This window comes from Enterococcus sp. DIV1315a (assembly GCF_051712325.1).
GTDB classification, from domain to species: domain Bacteria; phylum Bacillota; class Bacilli; order Lactobacillales; family Enterococcaceae; genus Enterococcus; species Enterococcus faecalis.
Genome location: NZ_JBIOOS010000001.1, coordinates 532,499 through 550,347 on the forward strand (window position 1 = coordinate 532,499; position 17,849 = coordinate 550,347).

15 protein-coding genes, 1 riboswitch and 1 other annotated feature (1 of these 17 cut by a window edge) are annotated in these 17,849 nt (G+C 38.2%); of the genes, 9 read left to right on the forward strand and 6 right to left on the reverse strand.

All coding sequences use genetic code 11. From position 1 onward, the window contains the following. Window positions 1-4 precede the first annotated feature (4 nt). Window positions 5-100: riboswitch (SMK box riboswitch) on the forward strand. From metK to IGJ03_RS02610, 3 genes are all read left to right on the forward strand, one after another. Continuing rightward, a complete protein-coding gene (gene metK, locus IGJ03_RS02600) occupies window positions 98-1,282 on the forward strand; it encodes a methionine adenosyltransferase (RefSeq protein WP_002355656.1) in 1,185 nt (394 codons plus the stop codon). (Overlaps the previous riboswitch by 3 nt.) Window positions 1,283-1,452: 170 nt before the next feature. Beyond that, window positions 1,453-2,919: an MDR family MFS transporter gene (locus tag IGJ03_RS02605; RefSeq protein WP_002355658.1), complete on the forward strand. Its 1,467-nt coding sequence runs from the start codon at window positions 1,453-1,455 to the stop codon at window positions 2,917-2,919. Between the two features lie 38 nt (window positions 2,920-2,957). Next, on the forward strand, window positions 2,958-3,749 hold the full coding sequence (locus IGJ03_RS02610) for an alpha/beta hydrolase (protein ID WP_002355660.1): 792 nt from the start codon (window positions 2,958-2,960) through the stop codon (window positions 3,747-3,749). A gap of 80 nt (window positions 3,750-3,829) precedes the next feature. On the opposite strand, the gene IGJ03_RS02615 is transcribed toward IGJ03_RS02610, so the two are convergent. After that, entirely contained in the window at window positions 3,830-4,492 is a 663-nt protein-coding gene (locus tag IGJ03_RS02615) for a TetR/AcrR family transcriptional regulator (RefSeq protein WP_002358755.1), read from the reverse strand. A gap of 253 nt (window positions 4,493-4,745) precedes the next feature. On the opposite strand from IGJ03_RS02615, the gene erfC reads away from it, so the two are divergent. The 5 genes from erfC (at window position 4,746) to IGJ03_RS02640 (ending at window position 11,136) form a co-directional block, all read left to right on the forward strand. Beyond that, window positions 4,746-6,461 carry a multidrug ABC transporter ATP-binding protein/permease ErfC gene (gene erfC, locus IGJ03_RS02620; RefSeq protein ID WP_002355662.1) on the forward strand — a complete coding sequence of 572 codons (1,716 nt, stop codon included), beginning with the start codon at window positions 4,746-4,748 and terminating at the stop codon, window positions 6,459-6,461. After that, window positions 6,461-8,230: a multidrug ABC transporter ATP-binding protein/permease ErfD gene (erfD, locus tag IGJ03_RS02625; protein WP_002378051.1), complete on the forward strand. Its 1,770-nt coding sequence runs from the start codon at window positions 6,461-6,463 to the stop codon at window positions 8,228-8,230. The genes erfC and erfD overlap by 1 nt, the downstream gene beginning before the upstream one ends. A gap of 409 nt (window positions 8,231-8,639) precedes the next feature. After that, window positions 8,640-9,245 (forward strand): TetR/AcrR family transcriptional regulator, encoded by a 606-nt coding sequence (locus IGJ03_RS02630; RefSeq protein WP_002355664.1) that lies wholly within the window; start codon window positions 8,640-8,642, stop codon window positions 9,243-9,245. Between the two features lie 138 nt (window positions 9,246-9,383). Next, a complete protein-coding gene (locus IGJ03_RS02635) occupies window positions 9,384-10,463 on the forward strand; it encodes an ABC transporter permease (protein ID WP_002355665.1) in 1,080 nt (359 codons plus the stop codon). Window positions 10,464-10,467: 4 nt separating this feature from the next. After that, window positions 10,468-11,136, forward strand: coding sequence for an ABC transporter ATP-binding protein (locus IGJ03_RS02640; protein ID WP_002363221.1), 669 nt, complete (start codon window positions 10,468-10,470; stop codon window positions 11,134-11,136). A gap of 57 nt (window positions 11,137-11,193) precedes the next feature. Here the strand turns inward: IGJ03_RS02640 and IGJ03_RS02645 are convergent, their stop codons facing one another. The 5 genes from IGJ03_RS02645 to IGJ03_RS02665 all read right to left on the reverse strand — a co-directional run bounded on the left by IGJ03_RS02645 (window position 11,194) and on the right by IGJ03_RS02665 (window position 15,247). Continuing rightward, window positions 11,194-11,757, reverse strand: coding sequence for a class I SAM-dependent methyltransferase (locus tag IGJ03_RS02645; protein WP_002379137.1), 564 nt, complete (start codon window positions 11,755-11,757; stop codon window positions 11,194-11,196). Beyond that, the gene (locus IGJ03_RS02650) at window positions 11,757-12,725 is read right to left on the reverse strand and encodes a TIGR01212 family radical SAM protein (RefSeq protein ID WP_002381264.1); all 969 of its coding nucleotides are present in this window, start codon (window positions 12,723-12,725) and stop codon (window positions 11,757-11,759) included. The genes IGJ03_RS02645 and IGJ03_RS02650 overlap by 1 nt, the downstream gene beginning before the upstream one ends. Window positions 12,726-12,740: 15 nt before the next feature. Then, on the reverse strand, window positions 12,741-13,391 hold the full coding sequence (locus IGJ03_RS02655) for a phosphatase PAP2 family protein (RefSeq protein ID WP_002355669.1): 651 nt from the start codon (window positions 13,389-13,391) through the stop codon (window positions 12,741-12,743). A 171-nt stretch (window positions 13,392-13,562) separates the two neighbouring features. Beyond that, a complete protein-coding gene (locus IGJ03_RS02660) occupies window positions 13,563-14,588 on the reverse strand; it encodes a DUF4097 family beta strand repeat-containing protein (RefSeq protein WP_425135885.1) in 1,026 nt (341 codons plus the stop codon). Continuing rightward, window positions 14,588-15,247 carry a DUF1700 domain-containing protein gene (locus IGJ03_RS02665; RefSeq protein WP_002381265.1) on the reverse strand — a complete coding sequence of 220 codons (660 nt, stop codon included), beginning with the start codon at window positions 15,245-15,247 and terminating at the stop codon, window positions 14,588-14,590. The genes IGJ03_RS02660 and IGJ03_RS02665 overlap by 1 nt, the downstream gene beginning before the upstream one ends. Window positions 15,248-15,563: 316 nt before the next feature. Between IGJ03_RS02665 and IGJ03_RS02670 the strand changes: the two genes are divergently transcribed. Continuing rightward, complete coding sequence (locus IGJ03_RS02670; RefSeq protein ID WP_425135884.1) at window positions 15,564-17,777, forward strand: autolysin; 2,214 nt, start codon at window positions 15,564-15,566, stop codon at window positions 17,775-17,777. A gap of 50 nt (window positions 17,778-17,827) precedes the next feature. Then, window positions 17,828-17,849: a binding site (T-box leader), on the forward strand (it continues 211 nt past the right edge of the window).

Here is a 17,849-nt window from a genome sequence, read left to right on the forward strand (position 1 = left end):
CTGTTTTTGTTACAAGTTCCCGAAAGGATTTAGCAAGTAATTGTCGTTACTTACTAAAGATGCCTTGTAACCGAAACTATTTAGGGGGAATAACATTATGACAGAAAGACATTTATTTACATCAGAATCCGTTTCAGAAGGACATCCAGATAAGGTAGCTGACCAAGTCAGTGATGCAATTTTAGATGCGATTTTGGAGAAAGATCCGATGGCCCGCGTGGCATGTGAAACATCCGTAACAACTGGTTTAGTCCTAGTATTTGGAGAAATTTCTACAACAGCTTATGTAGATATCCAAAAAATTGTTCGTCAAACTGTGAAAGATATTGGTTATACACGAGCAAAATATGGATTTGATGGAGAGACTGTCGCAGTTCTTGTAGCAATCGATGAGCAATCACCTGATATCGCTCAAGGGGTTGACGCAGCCTTAGAAGTGCGTGATCAAGATGAAAAAGACGATATTGGTGCTGGTGACCAAGGCTTAATGTTTGGTTTTGCTGTTGACGAAACACCGGAATTAATGCCATTACCGATCGCGTTAAGTCATCGTTTGGTTCGCCGTTTAGCAGAATTGCGGAAGGAAAAAGTCTTACCTTACTTACGTCCTGATGCAAAATCTCAAGTAACAGTGGAATATGATGATCAAGGTCAACCACAACGTGTGGATACGATCGTCATCAGTACACAACATGATGATGAAACAACCTTAGAACAAATCGAAAAAGATATTAAAGAACAAGTAATCAATGAGGTGATTCCTCATGAACTTTTAGATGATGAAACAAAATACTTTATCAACCCAACTGGTCGCTTTGTAATCGGTGGCCCTCAAGGAGATGCCGGCTTAACTGGTCGTAAAATTATCGTTGATACTTATGGCGGTTATGCTCGTCATGGCGGCGGTGCTTTTTCTGGAAAAGATGCAACCAAAGTTGACCGCTCTGCTAGTTATGCTGCGCGTTATATCGCGAAAAACATTGTTGCTGCTGGTTTGGCGAAAAAAGTAGAAGTCCAATTAGCTTATGCAATTGGTGTGGCGCAACCAGTGTCTATTTCTATTAATACGTTTGGTACGAGTGATCTTCCAGAAAGTAAATTAATCGAAGCAGTTCGTAAAAACTTTGATTTACGTCCAGCAGGTATTATTGAAATGCTAGATTTACGTCGCCCAATTTATAAACAAACTGCGGCTTATGGTCATTTTGGTCGAACAGATATTGATTTACCTTGGGAACAAACAGATAAAGTTGAAGCGTTAAAAGCTAGTTTAGCTGAATAATTAAATAAAAAAAACAAGAAGTCAGCCAATACTTGGCTGACTTCTTGTTTTTTTTTTGTAATAATTTTTTATGAAAAAGCATTTTTTTAAGACATTTTGTTCTTTTTTGTATAGAATAGCTATGGAGCAATTTAGAAAATTGACAATTGAATAGAAAAGGATGTGAACAAATGGCAAAAGAAACAAATGTTAAGTTAGTCACGGTGAGTGTTTTTGTGGCAACATTTATGACAGCCATTGAAGGGACCATTGTGTCTACTGCGATGCCAACGATTGTCGGCTCGTTACATGGCATGGAAATTATGAACTGGGTATTTTCAATTTATTTATTAACGAATGCGATGTTAACACCGATTTATGGGAAACTTGCGGATAAAATTGGTCGTAAACCTGTCTTCATGATTGGCATTATCATTTTTATTTTGGGCTCCTCGTTGTGTGGCTTTGCTCAAGATATGTTGACTTTAATTATTGCCCGCGCAATTCAAGGTGTGGGGGCAGGCGCAATTTTACCAGTTGCGTTAACGATTATTGCCGATATGTATACATTGGACAAGCGAGCGAAAATTTTAGGTTTAAACAGTGCCGCCTGGGGAATTGCTAGTATTTTTGGTCCGTTAGCAGGTGGTTTTATTGTAGATACAGTCGGTTGGCATTGGATTTTCTTCATTAATGTTCCTATTGGACTTGTTTTATTGGGCTTGATTAGTATTTTCTTAGTTGAACCAAAGCGGGAACGGACCAAGATGCCAATGGATATTTTGGGCAGCGTTACTTTGATGGCAGTGCTGCTAACGTTATTGCTAGGTTTTCAAATGATTAGCGATAATGGTTTTACATTAGTAACATTTGGTTGTTTGAGTTTGAGTGTGCTCTTTTTTGTAGCATTTGTGATGATAGAAAAACGCGCGCAAGACCCAGTGATTGATTTGCATTTATTTAATCAACCAACGTTTGTTTTAGTAAATCTTATTGCAGCGCTTATTAGCGGTTTCTTAATGGGGATTGATGTCTACATTCCGATGTGGATGCAAGGTGTCTTAGGAAAAAGTGCAGGAATTGGTGGCTTAGTTTTAGCGCCTATGTCGTTACTTTGGATGGCTGGATCATTTATAGCAAGTAGCTTCATGGAAAAATATGCTATGAAAAAAGTCTTAACGATTGGGTTATCGATTCTATTAGTCGGGGCCATCTTTTTAGTGGTAATGCCAATGGCCGTTCCGTTTTGGCTTTTCTTTGTAGTGTCTTCTGTCTTAGGAGTTGGTTTTGGGATTACTATCACAACGACTACGGTGACCGCACAAAGTACAGTGGAGCCTGAAAAAATGGGGGTTGCAACATCGTTTAATACGTTGGTGCGTACAATTGGGCAGACTGTGATGGTGTCAATTTTTGGTGTGATTTTAAACGCAGGAATGTTTGCAAAATTGGAAGCGAGCGCGTTAAACGTCGATGCAGATGTCATGAATCAATTAGTGAATCCACATACTGCAAATTTAATTCCAGCTGCGTTGTTAAAACCATTACGCGGTATCCTCTATGCAGGTCTGCATAATGTTTACTTAGTCGGTGCGGGCTTAGTTGTTGTCGCTCTTTTGTTAAATATTTTCGCAAAAGCGCAACGAGCGAAGGTTTAGTGGTACACTAATAGAAAGAGTATTGGAGGGAAAAGTAGATGGCCTTTTTACAAGCAAATATTTATTCAAATGTATTGGAAATGGAAGTGAATGTGAACGTAATTTTACCACAAGAAACGGTAAAAAAAGTGGGCACAAGTACCCAAGCAGCATTGACAGATATTCCCGTGTTGTATTTATTACATGGGATGGGAGGGAATCACAGTGTCTGGGCTCGCAGAACCTCTATTGAGCGGTATGTCGCTGATTTGGGGATTGCTGTCATTATGCCGTCCACGGATTTAGCTTGGTATACGGACACACAATACGATATGAACTATTGGACGTTTATCTCAGAAGAATTACCGAAAATTTGTCATCAACTCTTTCCACAGTTAAGTACAAAACGAGAAAAAACCTTTGCCGCTGGTTTGTCAATGGGTGGTTATGGCGCCTTGAAATTAGGATTAGCGAAACCAGAATCTTTTGCAGCCGTTGCTTCTTTGTCTGGGGCAGTTAGTTTATCATCCACTAGTTTTGGGGAATTATTAAAAGTCCGTAAGCGAAGCTATTGGGAAGGTATTTTTGGCCCGTTAGATCAAATTGAAGGTTCCATTCACGATCCGCTGTATTTATTACAACAATTAGTAGAAAGTCAAACAGAAATGCCCCAATTTTACCTTTGTTGTGGGGAGCAAGATATGTTACTTTCTGCTAATCAACAGATGGCTCAAGCGTTGGAACAGGCACAGGCAAGTTACACTTTTGAAACTGGACCAGGAGAACATGACTGGGTGTTCTGGGATGAATGGATTCAAAAAGCCTTGGCTTGGCTACCAATACCAAAATAGACAAAGTAGTTTTCAATATTTATTTTAAAAGTTAGCCCTTGGTCCGTCAGTCGAAATGACTGACGGACCAAGGGCTTTTTTTATTTAGATGAAGAGGTGTTGTCTGCTTGCAACCCATCTAAGTAGGTTTTAACGGCTTGAATAAAGGCGGATTTTTGGTGGATGGAGTGTCGAAATTGAATGCTTTCCTCCATGTACGTTAACTCATTGTCGGAGACATATTGTTTCATGTGCAACACTTGTTCTTTTAAATAGTCATCTCCGTTCAACACTTGCGAAACGAGCTGTTTTTCCTCCGTTGCGTCCATAATCATCCCAAATAAAAGATGTTGTAAAGACGTTACTGCTAAATGAGTCATTTCTGGTGAAAAACCTGCTTCTCTTAAAATGCCCATCATTTGATTCAAATGGCGTAATCGTTGGGGATAGGCAGGGACGGTTTGGATTTCGATAGCTACGGCACAGGGAAATTGTTGATAGAGATCATAATAGTTTTCCATGAAGGCCAGTAAGTCAGAATACCATTCACCACATAATGCAGGTTCTTGAAAGTGCTCTTCAATCGCTTCAGCCATACTTTGAAGTAAGGCTTGCTTATTTTTAAAATACCAATAAATTGCGGGCGCCTGTACACCAAGCTGTTTGGCGACTTTACGCATAGAAAGTTGTTCTAAAGTGGGACTTTTTTCTAACAAAGAAAATGCGGCTGCAATAATCGTGTCTTTTGATAATTTCGGTTCCATGATTTTAGCTCCTATTAAACGTTATCTTCGTAAGTTTATCAAAAAGAAGGTACACTTTATGATAGGAAAAACTTGTGAAAAATTAACTTGTTCGCTTGTATTTTACCACTAAAAATGGTAAATTATGAATCGGCCTTATTTTACAGTGTTAAATTGGTGAAGTCAATGAGCAAATTGATTTTTTTGTAATGGGGAAGAATTCGCAGACCAACACTGAAGAAGCAGGGAACTATTTTAAGAAAGTAGGGATAAGATGGACCTTATTATTCAACACGCCAAAAAATACAAAGGCTCGGTAGTTATTGCCTTGTTGGCGGTGATCGTAATGGTTGTCTCAGCACTTTGGCAACCAAAATTGTTACAACAAGTGTTGGAAGCAATTATGAATGACGATAGCGACAAAATGAAAAACTTAGGGATTCAATTAATTGCCATTGCAGGATTAGGACTCGTTGCAGGGGTTATTAATACAATTTTTTCTGCCAAAGTTGCCCAAGGTGTCAGTGCTGACATTCGTGAAGCAACTTTCCGCAAAATCCAAACCTTTTCATTTGGCAATATCGAAAAATTTTCAGCAGGTAACTTAGTTGTTCGTTTAACAAATGACGTTACTCAAATTCAAAATGTCATTATGATTGCGTTGCAGACACTTTTTAGAATTCCTTTTTTATTTATCGGGAGTTTTATTTTAGCGATGCTAACCTTGCCACAACTATGGTGGGTGATTGTTGCACTTGTCATCGCAGTTATTTTGATTTCTATGCTGTCCTTTTCGCAAATGGGCAAGCATTTCATGATTATTCAAAACTTGATTGATAAGATTAATGGCATCGCAAAAGAAAATTTGTTAGGCATTCGTGTCGTCAAATCATTTGTTCAAGAAAAAAATCAATTGTCACGTTTTACAAAAGTGAGTGAAGAATTAACCACCCATAACTTAATCGTAGGTAGCTTATTTGCTGTGATGATTCCAGCGTTTATGTTGGTGGCGAACTTAGCTGTTGTAGGCTCAATTTTCTTTGTGAGTAACTTAGTCAAGGACGATCCAACTTTAATCGGTGGTGTCGCTTCCTTTATGAACTATTTAATGCAAATCATGATGGCGATTATTATCGGCGGAATGATGATGATGATGACTTCTCGTGCCGCTGTTTCCATTAAGCGGATTAAAGAAGTGATGGAAACAGAACCAGATGTTACCTACAAAAAAGTCCCAGAACAAGAGTTAATTGGTAGTGTTGAGTTTGACCACGTATCTTTCCGTTATCCTGGGGATGAAGAAGATACCTTGAAAGACATCTCTTTCTCTATTCAGCCAGGTGAAATGATTGGGATTGTGGGCGCAACTGGTGCTGGTAAATCTACGTTGGCACAATTAATTCCACGTTTGTTTGATCCGACAGAAGGAAAGATTGAAGTTGGTGGTGTCGATTTACGAGAAGTGAACGAACACAGTTTACGAAAAACAGTTTCCTTTGTGTTGCAAAAAGCAATCCTGTTCTCTGGAACGATTGCGCAAAATCTACGCCATGGTAAACGTGACGCTTCTGAAGCGGACATGGAACGGGCTTCAGGCATCGCCCAAGCCAAGGAATTTATTGAAAAATTGGCAGAAGGTTATGATGCACCCGTCGAAGAACGAAGTAATAACTTTTCTGGTGGACAAAAACAACGGTTATCAATTACTAGAGGTGTGATTGGTGAGCCTAAAATTTTGATTTTAGATGATAGCACCAGCGCGTTGGATGCTCGTTCGGAGCGGTTAGTCCGAGAAGCGTTGGATAAAGAGTTAAAAGAGACTACCACGATCGTTATTGCCCAAAAAATTTCTTCTGTTGTCCATGCAGATCGTATTTTAGTATTGGATAATGGACGTTTAGTCGGGGAAGGCACGCATGAAGAATTAGCAGCTACGAACCCCGTGTATCAAGAAATTTACGAAACTCAAAAAGGAAAGGAGGAAGCTTAATGACTGATTTAATAAAAGCTAGTAAATTTTTCTATCATTATTTAAAACGTTACAAAGTTTCTTTCCTCTTTATTTTCTTAGCAATTTTCGCAGCGACTTATTTACAAGTCAAAGCGCCACAATTCGTTGGGGAAGCTATTCAGGAATTAGCGAAATATGCGGTTAATGTGATGCAAGGAAAAGACGATAAAAGTGCGTTCGTTTCTGTCATTTGGAAACTACTCATTTTTTATGTCTTAACTAGTGCCGCTAGTTTCATTTATAGTATTCTCTTTACACAAGTCGTGGGGAAATCGACGAACCGCATGCGGATTGGTTTGTTTAACAAATTAGAAAAATTGACGATTCGTTTCTTTGATTCTCATCAAGATGGTGAAATTTTAAGTCGTTTTACTAGTGACTTAGACAACATCCAAAACAGTTTAAACCAAGCGTTGCTACAAGTATTAACCAATATTGCCTTATTGGTTGGTGTCTTAATCATGATGTTCCGTCAAAATGTGGAACTGGCATGGGCCACAATTGCTTCTACGCCGATTGCGATTTTAATTGCGGTCTTTGTGATTAGCAAGGCGCGCAAATATGTCGATTTACAGCAAGATGAAGTGGGTAAATTAAATGGCTATATGGATGAAAAAATTAGTGGGCAACGTGTGATTATCACTAATGGCTTACAAGAAGAAACCATTGACGGCTTTTTAGAGCAAAATGAAAAAGTTCGTGCCGCTACGTATAAAGGTCAAGTGTATTCAGGATTACTTTTCCCAATGATGCAAGGAATGTCATTAGTCAATACGGCGATTGTTATTTTCTTTGGTGGTTGGTTAGCAATCAATGGCTCTGTTGATCGTGCCGCTGCGCTAGGTTTAGTCGTTATGTTTGTCCAATATTCCCAACAATATTATCAACCATTGATGCAAATTTCTTCAGGTTATAGCATGATTCAATTAGCTGTTACAGGCGCTCGTCGTTTAAATGAGATGTTTGATGAACCAAATGAAATTCGTCCCGAAAATGGCGAAAAATTAGAAGAGATTAACAAAGCTGTGGCTTTAAATCATGTTGTTTTTGGCTATAATCCAGAAACGCCTGTGTTGAAAGATGTTTCTATTCATGTGGATAAAGGTGAAATGGTCGCTTTAGTCGGACCGACAGGCTCAGGAAAAACAACGATTATGAATTTAATGAATCGCTTTTATGATGTGAATGAAGGCGCCGTGACGTTTGATGGTGTGGACATTCGTGAAATGGATTTAGATAGCTTGCGTTCACATGTAGGCATTGTTTTGCAAGAGTCCGTTCTATTTTCAGGAACAATTCGTGAGAATATTGCTTTTGGTAAGCCAGAGGCCACGGATGAAGAAATTGTTCAAGCAGCGAAACAAGCGAATATCCATGAATTTATTGTAAATCTTGAGCAAGGCTACGATACTGAGATTACGGAAGAGAATAACCTTTTCAGTACGGGGCAAAAGCAATTAGTAAGTATTGCACGAACGATTATTACCAATCCAGAATTATTAATTTTGGATGAAGCAACAAGTAATGTTGATACAGTAACAGAAGCTAAAATCCAAAAAGCGATGGACGAAGCAATTAAAGGGCGCACCAGTTTTGTGATTGCCCATCGTTTGAAAACGATTCTAAATGCGGATCGGATTATTGTTTTACGAGACGGTGAAGTCATTGAAGAAGGCAACCACCATGAACTAGTTGAACAAGATGGATTCTATGCGGAACTTTATAAAAATCAATTTGTTTTTGAATAAGTTGAAAAAGAAGCAAAATGAGTCATTCTCATTTGCTTCTTTTTTTGCTATGCTAAATAGAAAAAGGAGATATATCAATGGGGAAAATGAGGAATGTACGACAATTACGGCGCACGTTTTTGGTGCTAAATACTTTATTTGTACTGAGTGTATTCAGAGAGAATCGATGGACAAAATCGGCACTACTTTTTTGGTTGTTGGCTAATAGTTTTTTATATGGACTGCAGTGGTTGATTTATTTTGGGGGCGAAAAAGGCTGGCTGATACATCTGCAGCGGTGGTATTATTGCGCGATTCTTCTCCAAATAGCAGGCACATTGATTGTATATTTTTCGTTTTTTGTATAAAGGTCTCTCGTTTCTTGCCGGAGAATATGCTAAAATAAAAAGCAGCAGGGGGCGAGAAAACCATGGAAAAGCCAAATAAACGCAAAGCTGATTTAGAACGTACACGGCAAATTATTTTGTCTGTCGCTTCTGAATTATTCATGACAAAGGGGTTCAAAAATACCTCCACTCGTGAAATTGCTTTAAAAGCGAACATTACCCAACCGAATCTCTATCACCATTTTAAAAATAAAAAAGAACTGTATTTAGCTGTGATTGAAGAATTAACGTCCCGTGTTCAGGAAGAATTAGTCCCAATTGTTTCTGGAAATGCATCAGTAGAAGAAAAACTTTATCAATTAATCAAAGTTTTGTTAGATGAACATCCGACCAATCTTTTCTTAATGTTGAACGACATGTTTCAAGAAATGGGCCCTGATTACAATCGTACGCTGTATCAAATTTTCAAAAAAACCTATATCAATAATATTGCGGCTATTTTTGAAAGTGAACCTGAAACCAATTGCTTACAAGAGGGCATCAGTGTAGATGATGCAACTCGGTTTATTTTATATAACGTTAGTGCATTATTAAGTATTGAAAAAACGTACCAGCGAAAAACAGTGGATGACGATGTCAAAAAATTTATTCAATTTATGCTACATGGCGTTCTGAAAAGTCACAAATAAAAAATAGAGAAGCCCTGTTGGAAAACAGACTTCTCTATTTTTTTGTAAAATTCACTTATCAATTGATAAATAATTATTGATTTATCGATTGATAAGTGATATAGTTTATTTCGAAAAGAAGAAAGAGGTGAACCATTCATGTTTTTAGGATTTAATGAAATGAAGTATTCAAAAGGACGGTACGTCCTTGTAGTTTTAGTAATGGTCTTGATTGCTTGGTTAATTTTTATTTTGTCAGGTTTAGCGAACGGTTTAGCTCAAGGAAATCGTTTAGCCGTAGATCAATGGCAAGCGAATCAAGTGGTTTTATCAAAAGAGGCCAATAGTAATTTAAATGTATCAGTGTTAGATGAAAACGTGAAAGAGACGATTTCAGGAGGCAAAATTGCACCGATTGGTCAACAGTCGTTAGCCATCCGCCCAGCAGATGATAAAAAGGCTGAATTAACGAATGTTAGCTTATTTGGGATTGAAAAAGAAAGTTTTTTAATGCCAAAAGTGATTGAAGGAAACGCATTTACTGATAAAAATCAAGTGATTGCTTCAGAAACATTGAAAAATCAAGGATTTAAAATTGGCGACAAATTAACTGCAGGGAAATATGATGAGCAATTAGAAATTGTCGGCTTTATTTCTAAAAGTAGCTATAACATTGTGCCAGTTATTTACACTTCTCTGGATACTTGGCGGTCAATTAAATATGGTGACAATCCAGCAATGGCCAAAATGGTTAATGGTTTCATTGTTCGCAGCAAGGACAACGCGGAAGTTAAAACGACTAATAAAGACAGCCAAGTTCTTTCAATTTCAGATTTTATTGAAAAACTGCCGGGATACAGCGCTCAAAACTTGACCTTGGATGGCATGATTTATTTCTTAATTGTGATTGCAGCGTTCATTATCGGTATTTTTATCTTTGTGATGACTTTACAGAAAACAGCAATGTTCGGTGTCTTAAAAGTTCAAGGGGTGCCGACTAGTTTCTTAGCAAAGGCAGTCATGCTACAAACCGCTTTATTGGCTGTTCTAGGAGTGGCGATTGGTCTTGCTTTAACGGGAATTACCGTGCTCTTTTTACCAGAAGCGATGCCTTATGCAACTAATGGACCACGCATGATTTTGTTTAGTGTACTATTGATTTTATCTGCATTAATTGGCGGGGCATTTTCAATTCGAACGATTGCTAAAATTGATCCGTTAATCGCGATTGGAGGTTAGAGACATGGCAAATGTTTTAGAAATGAAAAATATTTATAAAAAATATGGTGAAAAACATACAGAAGTGATCGCGTTAAAAGAATTATCTTTTGCGGTTCAGCCAGGTGAATTTGTCGCAGTAATTGGTCCTTCTGGTTCTGGTAAAAGTACCTTTTTAACGATTGCAGCTGGTTTACAGGCACCGACAAGTGGTGAAGTCATTGTTGGCGGGCAATCACTAAATAAGTTAACGAAAAAGCAACGTTTGGCGCAACGTTTTCAAAAAATCGGCTTTATTTTACAAAGCTCTAATTTGGTGCCATTTTTAACAGTGGAAGATCAATTTCACTTAATTGAAAAAGTTGATAAGTCACGTAAAAATAGTGAATTAAAAGAGCAATTGTTAGAGACGTTGGGTTTAAAAGAATTACGAAATAGTTATCCTCGTGATCTCTCTGGTGGGGAAAGACAACGGGTAGCCATTGCGTGTGCATTGTATCATGAGCCAGACGTAATTTTGGCAGATGAACCAACGGCTAGTTTAGATACAGAAAAGGCATTTGATGTTGTCCAATTACTAGCGAAAGAGGCCAAAGAGAAAGATAAAGGGATTATCATGGTGACACATGATGAGCGTTTGTTGAAATACTGTGATCGAGTGGTTCGTATTCGTGATGGTGAATTGACAGAGTAACAAAACAAATAAAAGAGAACATGATCGGATTGCTGGAGACAATCCGACCATGTTCTCTTATTTCTTTTCAATACAGAAAAGAACAGGTGGCTGATTTTTTTGATTGATAAACTCATAACGTAAGACACTGTAAACATCTTGTGGTAAGGCTTGCGTGTAATTCGTGACCAAATCAAGTTCCTCTGAACCACCTTCGTGGCCATAATAAACGACTAAAATAATGCGACTTCCTTTTACCAAATGAGGCAGTAACCCATCTAACGCCTGTTTAGTCGTAGCGGGTTTTGTAATAATTTCCTTATTACTTTTAGGTAAATAGCCTAAGTTAAAAATAGCGGCAGTGATTTCTGTTTCTTCATCTAGGACAGCATGAAGATGTTCATGTCCTAATGGAAATAACGTAGTTTGTGAGAGTAAATTAAGTTCTGTTAACTTTTGTTCTGTATTGATCAACGCTTCTTTTTGGATATCAAAGGCGAAAACTTCACCAGAAGGGCCAACCAGCTCTGCTAAGAATGCTGTATCATGACCATTTCCCATTGTTGCATCAATGACGAAGTCGCCAGGTTCCACCACTTCTTTTAAAAGTTGGTGACTAAAATGTAGGGCTGTTTGTAGCATTAATTGAAAACTTCCTTTCCTGAAATGACAGTATATTTTCCTTGATAACTGTTGCGGCGTTTCATTTCCGTATCAATCGCATTGAGAACTTCCCATTTTTTCAAGCTCCACATCGGTCCGATAATTGTTTCAAAGGGAGCATCGCCTGTCAAGCGATGAATAATAATTTCGGGTGGAATCATTTCTAACTGATCACAAATCACTGAAACATAGGCTTCTTTGCTCATCAATTGTAAGCGTCCTTCATTATAATCCCGCATCATTTTGGTATTTGTCATTAAATGAAGTAAGTGCAGTTTAATCCCTTGGATATCTGAATCCTGAATAGTTCGCCGCACATTTTCGCGCATCATAGCGGGGGTTTCACCAGGTAGCCCGTTAATTAAATGTGTACAGACCCGAATCCCGTGTTTCCGTAATTTAGCCACACCATCTAGATATGTTTGATAATCATGGGCGCGATTAATGGCAGCGCTAGTTTCCTCAAACGTGGTTTGCAAACCCAACTCTACCCATAAATAAAAGCGTTCATTTAATTCGGCTAAATAGTTCACTACCTCATCAGGCAAACAATCAGGACGGGTACCAATGGATAAACCAACGACGCCTTTTTCATTGACTACTTGTTCAAACCGATGACGAATAACGTCAACTGGCGCATGTGTATTGGTGAAATTTTGGAAGTAAACAATGTATTGATCGACAGTTGGCCATTTTTGATGCATCAATTGGATTTCTTTTTGAAATTGAAGCGGCAGGGGATCGCTAGGTGCAACAATCATGTCGCCTGAGCCAGAAACACTACAGAACGTACAACCACCTTTGGCAACGGTCCCATCACGATTGGGGCAATCAAAGCCACCATCAATTGGCACTTTAAAAATTTTTTCACCAAACTGTTGACGAAGTGCATAGTTCCAAGTGTGATAGCGTTTATTTGGATCATCTGAATAAGGAAAAATTTGCATAATCAAGACTTCTTTCTAGCGTTGTTTGCTTTGAAATCGCCAAACAAAGCGTTTTTCTAAATAAATAGGGTAACTTAATAACAACCAAGCTAAACCAAGACAAAAACCACCTAAGATATCGCTAGGGAAATGGACACCTAAATAGATTCGACTAACCCCAATCATGAAAATCCCAATACCTAGTAAAATTTGCACACAAAGGCGGACCGTTTTATTTTTAATGAAAATTGGCAGAATCAATAAAATAGTGCCGTAGAACAAGGTGCTTCCTACAGCATGTCCGCTAGGAAAACTATACGTATGTTCAGTTACTAAATGCTCCAAAGTAGGACGTTGGCGCATAAAGAATAATTTTAATAAAGAATTACCTACGCCAGCAATTAAGGCAGTATTAATAAAGAGCCATAATGCTTCAGCATAATATTTCCAAACAATAAATAGAGCAATGACAACGATCGCTAAGATGATAATCGTCAATGAATTGGCAAATTTGGTGTACCAAATAAAAAAGTTATTTAGCTGTGGAAAAGGACGACGAACAAAGGAAGTAATCGTTTGATCAAAGCCTTTGAGCCAGGTTGGATAAAAACGAACAACATAGCCTAAAAACATAAATACTAAAAGAAAACAACTACCTGCAAATTGATAATAAAGTTTGTTTTTCATAAAAAATCCTTTCAAAAATTAATCGCAACAATCCGTATTATACCATCAAAAGGGTAAAAAATTAAAAGATAATTTCATTGCCTGATTTGGAGGGGATACAGATATTAAAAAAGTTCTGGCACCACAATCTCTCATTGTGGTACCAGAACAGATGTTTTAACTGGCACATGTTTATTGATTATCATCATCAGGAGTATCAACGGTAATATCGCCGAATTCGCTAGAAAGGTTAAACTCTGTATTCGCACGACCATTCTTATAAGATGTTCGCTCTTTGTTTAAAAGTTGAACATCACCTAATTTTGATTCACCTTTGATTGAAATGTTACGCAAAATTTCTCCAGAATTTACATAAATATCTCCATGGACAAGAGCGACAGTTAATTTTTTAGGCACAGCAGGCATGTCTAAAGAAAAATCACCATTTTCACTTGAAAAGTTAGCTTCTCCTTTGAAATCATAGACGCTAATATCGCCATCTGTCGTTGTTGCTTGGATGTTTCCGCGAGCATTTTGCACTCGAATATCACCAGAAATAGTAGTATTTTTGATTTCATCGAAATAGGCTGAATCCAACGTTATATCGCCGTCAGTGGTTTCAACTGTTGCTGTTTTAGCGGAAGTATCCGCTGAAAGGTAGATACCATCTGAAGAGTTAAGCGTCATTTTTTTGGCTTTAACACCCGATAGACTAACATAAGAATTTGGTAGATTAGTTGTTAATTCGTCTACGTTAAAAGCATTCAATGAAACTGGTGAATGGGTTGAGCCATCAATTACTAACTTTTTCACATTATTAGGAATCTGGACACTCACGTTCGGTGTGAAGTCACTAAAAATACCAATATTAAAGAATGACAATTCGGGTTGGTTTTGTGTACGAGTGGTATTGATGGTTGCTGTTATTTTATTTTTTTCTTCTTTGACATCTAAGGTGCCTTCAGCTTTTGAATAAAAGGCATTATTCGGTGATCGTAACCCCATTTTGTTACTATCAGTTTTATAAATGGTATAAGGGCCTTTGCCTTTTAAGGATAAGTGAAGTTCTTCGCCTGCTTGTTTATTTTTTAGTGTATAACTTTCTTTTAGCGGCGTGACTGATTTTTCCGCTTGCTTGTAATAATAGACGGCGCCAGATCCACCAATTAGCATCGCTAAGACAGCAATGGATAAGAGAATCCCTGTTGTTTTTTTCATTAGATATCACCTCGTAAAACAGCAATGTTCCATTGGAAATAACGCTTAAAGACATGTGCTGAAAATTTTAAAATTGGTAGAAACAGTAACCAACCAATGATTGATGCACCAAATAGAAAGAGACTCATAGATAATTGGAAAAAGGAAGCGGCATTTGCTTGGGTAATAACACTATAAATACCATAAATTGGTGAAAATAAAGTTGCAGCTCCGGCAATGCCACAACCGACGTACATTAAGGCAATCCCTAAAATAACCCAAAACATGAAGAAAAAATTTAAACAGAAAATACCAAGCACTTGGAAAAATCGGGTTAGTGGCCGATGCTGTGGTCGTTGATAGTATGGAGAATCATTATCATAGTAAAATTCAGATTCTTCTTCATAGGGATGATCATAAGCAGGTGTAGCCGCTGGAATTTCTTGCCAGCCATTATTTTCAATTTTTCGTTCCGTCAATTCGATGCCTTGTTCTTTCAAAATTTCTTCTGCGATAACCCGTGGTTTCCCCAATGATTTTGCCACTTGTTCTTCTGTTTCGCCTTCCGCAACACGAGCATCAAATAACGCCTTGTATTTCGCAAGAATAATAGCTTGATCTTTTGGATTTAACGCTTTTAAATAAATTTTCAGCTCAATAATAAAATGTTCTTTATTCATTCCGCTCCCTCTTTCTACACGATTCATTTCTCATCTTAAACTATAATTTCTTTTTGGGCGAATAACAAGAGGAATTAAAAAAATCAGACTAAGGTAAAGAAGCGTCTACAACTAAAGTCGCAGTTTTTTTCCGAGTAGTAACAAGAGAGGAAATCCATGTTAAAAAACATTACTTCTTTACAATCTAGTTACAGTAATATGAAATTTTGTTGAAGTGTTTTTAATTCGCCAGAAAAAAAGGTATACTTGTTATAATAACAAAACTAAAAAATTACATTTACATATAAGTTAAAAAAGGAAAGTTGGGGACGTATCAATGAAGAAAGAATCAATGTCACGTATCGAAAGAAGGAAAGCACAACAAAGAAAGAAAACGCCAGTACAATGGAAGAAGAGCACTACTTTATTCAGCTCGGCGTTAATTGTTTCATCTGTAGGAACGCCCGTTGCGTTACTACCAGTGACTGCTGAGGCAACAGAAGAGCAGCCAACAAATGCGGAAGTTGCCCAAGTACCTACTACGGAAACTGGCTTAGTAGAGACACCAACCACAGAAACTACGCCAGGAACTACGGAACAACCGACAACGGATTCGTCAACAACGACTGAATCGACAACTGAATCATCAAAAGAAACACCAACAACACCAAGTACCGAGCAACCAACAGTTGATTCAACTACACCTGTGGAATCAGGAACGACTGATTCTTCAGTAGCAGAAATCGCGCCAGTAGCTCCTTCAACAATCGAGTCCGAAGCAGCGCCTGCGGTTACACCAGATGATGAAGTAAAAGTACCCGAAGCTAGAGTAGCTTCTGCGCAAACTTTTTCAGCGTTATCACCGACGCAAAGTCCTTCAGAATTTATTGCCGAGTTAGCTCGTTGTGCACAACCTATTGCGCAAGCCAATGATTTATATGCATCAGTGATGATGGCTCAAGCAATCGTTGAAAGTGGTTGGGGAGCAAGTACGCTATCTAAGGCACCAAACTATAACTTATTTGGGATTAAAGGCAGCTACAATGGACAATCTGTCTATATGGATACATGGGAATATTTAAACGGCAAATGGTTAGTGAAAAAAGAACCTTTCCGTAAATATCCTTCTTACATGGAATCATTCCAAGATAATGCGCACGTGCTAAAAACAACTTCTTTCCAAGCGGGCGTTTACTATTATGCTGGGGCTTGGAAAAGCAATACAAGCTCGTACCGCGATGCAACTGCTTGGTTAACAGGTCGTTATGCGACAGATCCTAGCTACAATGCTAAATTAAATAATGTCATTACCGCATATAACTTAACTCAATATGATACACCATCTTCTGGTGGAAATACTGGGGGCGGAACAGTTAACCCAGGAACAGGCGGTTCTAACAATCAATCAGGAACGAACACGTACTATACTGTAAAATCAGGAGATACCTTGAATAAAATTGCCGCGCAATATGGTGTGAGCGTTGCTAATTTACGCTCATGGAACGGCATCTCTGGCGATTTAATTTTCGTTGGTCAAAAGCTCATCGTGAAAAAAGGTGCTTCAGGTAATACTGGTGGCTCAGGCAGCGGTGGTTCTAACAATAATCAATCAGGAACGAATACGTACTATACTGTAAAATCAGGGGATACCTTGAATAAAATTGCCGCGCAATATGGCGTGAGCGTTGCTAATTTACGCTCATGGAACGGTATCTCTGGCGATTTAATTTTCGTTGGTCAAAAGCTCATCGTGAAAAAAGGTGCTTCAGGTAACACTGGTGGCTCAAACAACGGTGGCTCTAACAATAATCAATCAGGAACGAACACGTACTACACGATTAAATCAGGGGATACCTTGAACAAAATTTCTGCACAATATGGTGTGAGCGTTGCTAATTTACGCTCATGGAATGGCATTTCTGGCGATTTAATCTTCGCTGGTCAAAAAATTATTGTGAAAAAAGGTACTTCTGGTAACACCGGTGGCTCAAGCAATGGTGGTTCTAACAATAATCAATCAGGAACGAATACGTACTACACGATTAAATCAGGCGATACCTTGAACAAAATTTCTGCACAATTCGGTGTTAGTGTGGCTAACTTACAAGCCTGGAATAACATCAGCGGTAGTTTGATTTTTGCTGGTCAAAAGATTATCGTGAAAAAAGGTGCCAACTCAGGTTCAACGAATACGAACAAGCCTACGAATAATGGTGGCGGTGCGACAACATCCTACACGATTAAATCAGGTGATACGCTGAATAAAATTTCTGCACAGTTTGGCGTGAGTGTTGCTAATCTACGTTCATGGAACGGGATCAAAGGCGATTTAATTTTTGCTGGTCAAACAATCATCGTGAAAAAAGGCGCTTCTGCAGGTGGCAATGCTTCTTCAACAAATAGTGCATCAGGCAAACGCCATACAGTTAAAAGCGGTGATTCACTTTGGGGCTTATCAATGCAATACGGAATCAGCATCCAAAAAATCAAACAATTAAATGGCTTAAGCGGGGATACAATTTATATTGGTCAAACTTTAAAAGTTGGTTAATTTAAGATTGAAAAAAATAGCTATCTTTGGTAATATGAGTCTTATAATAGAAAAAAACAATGAGAAGGAATA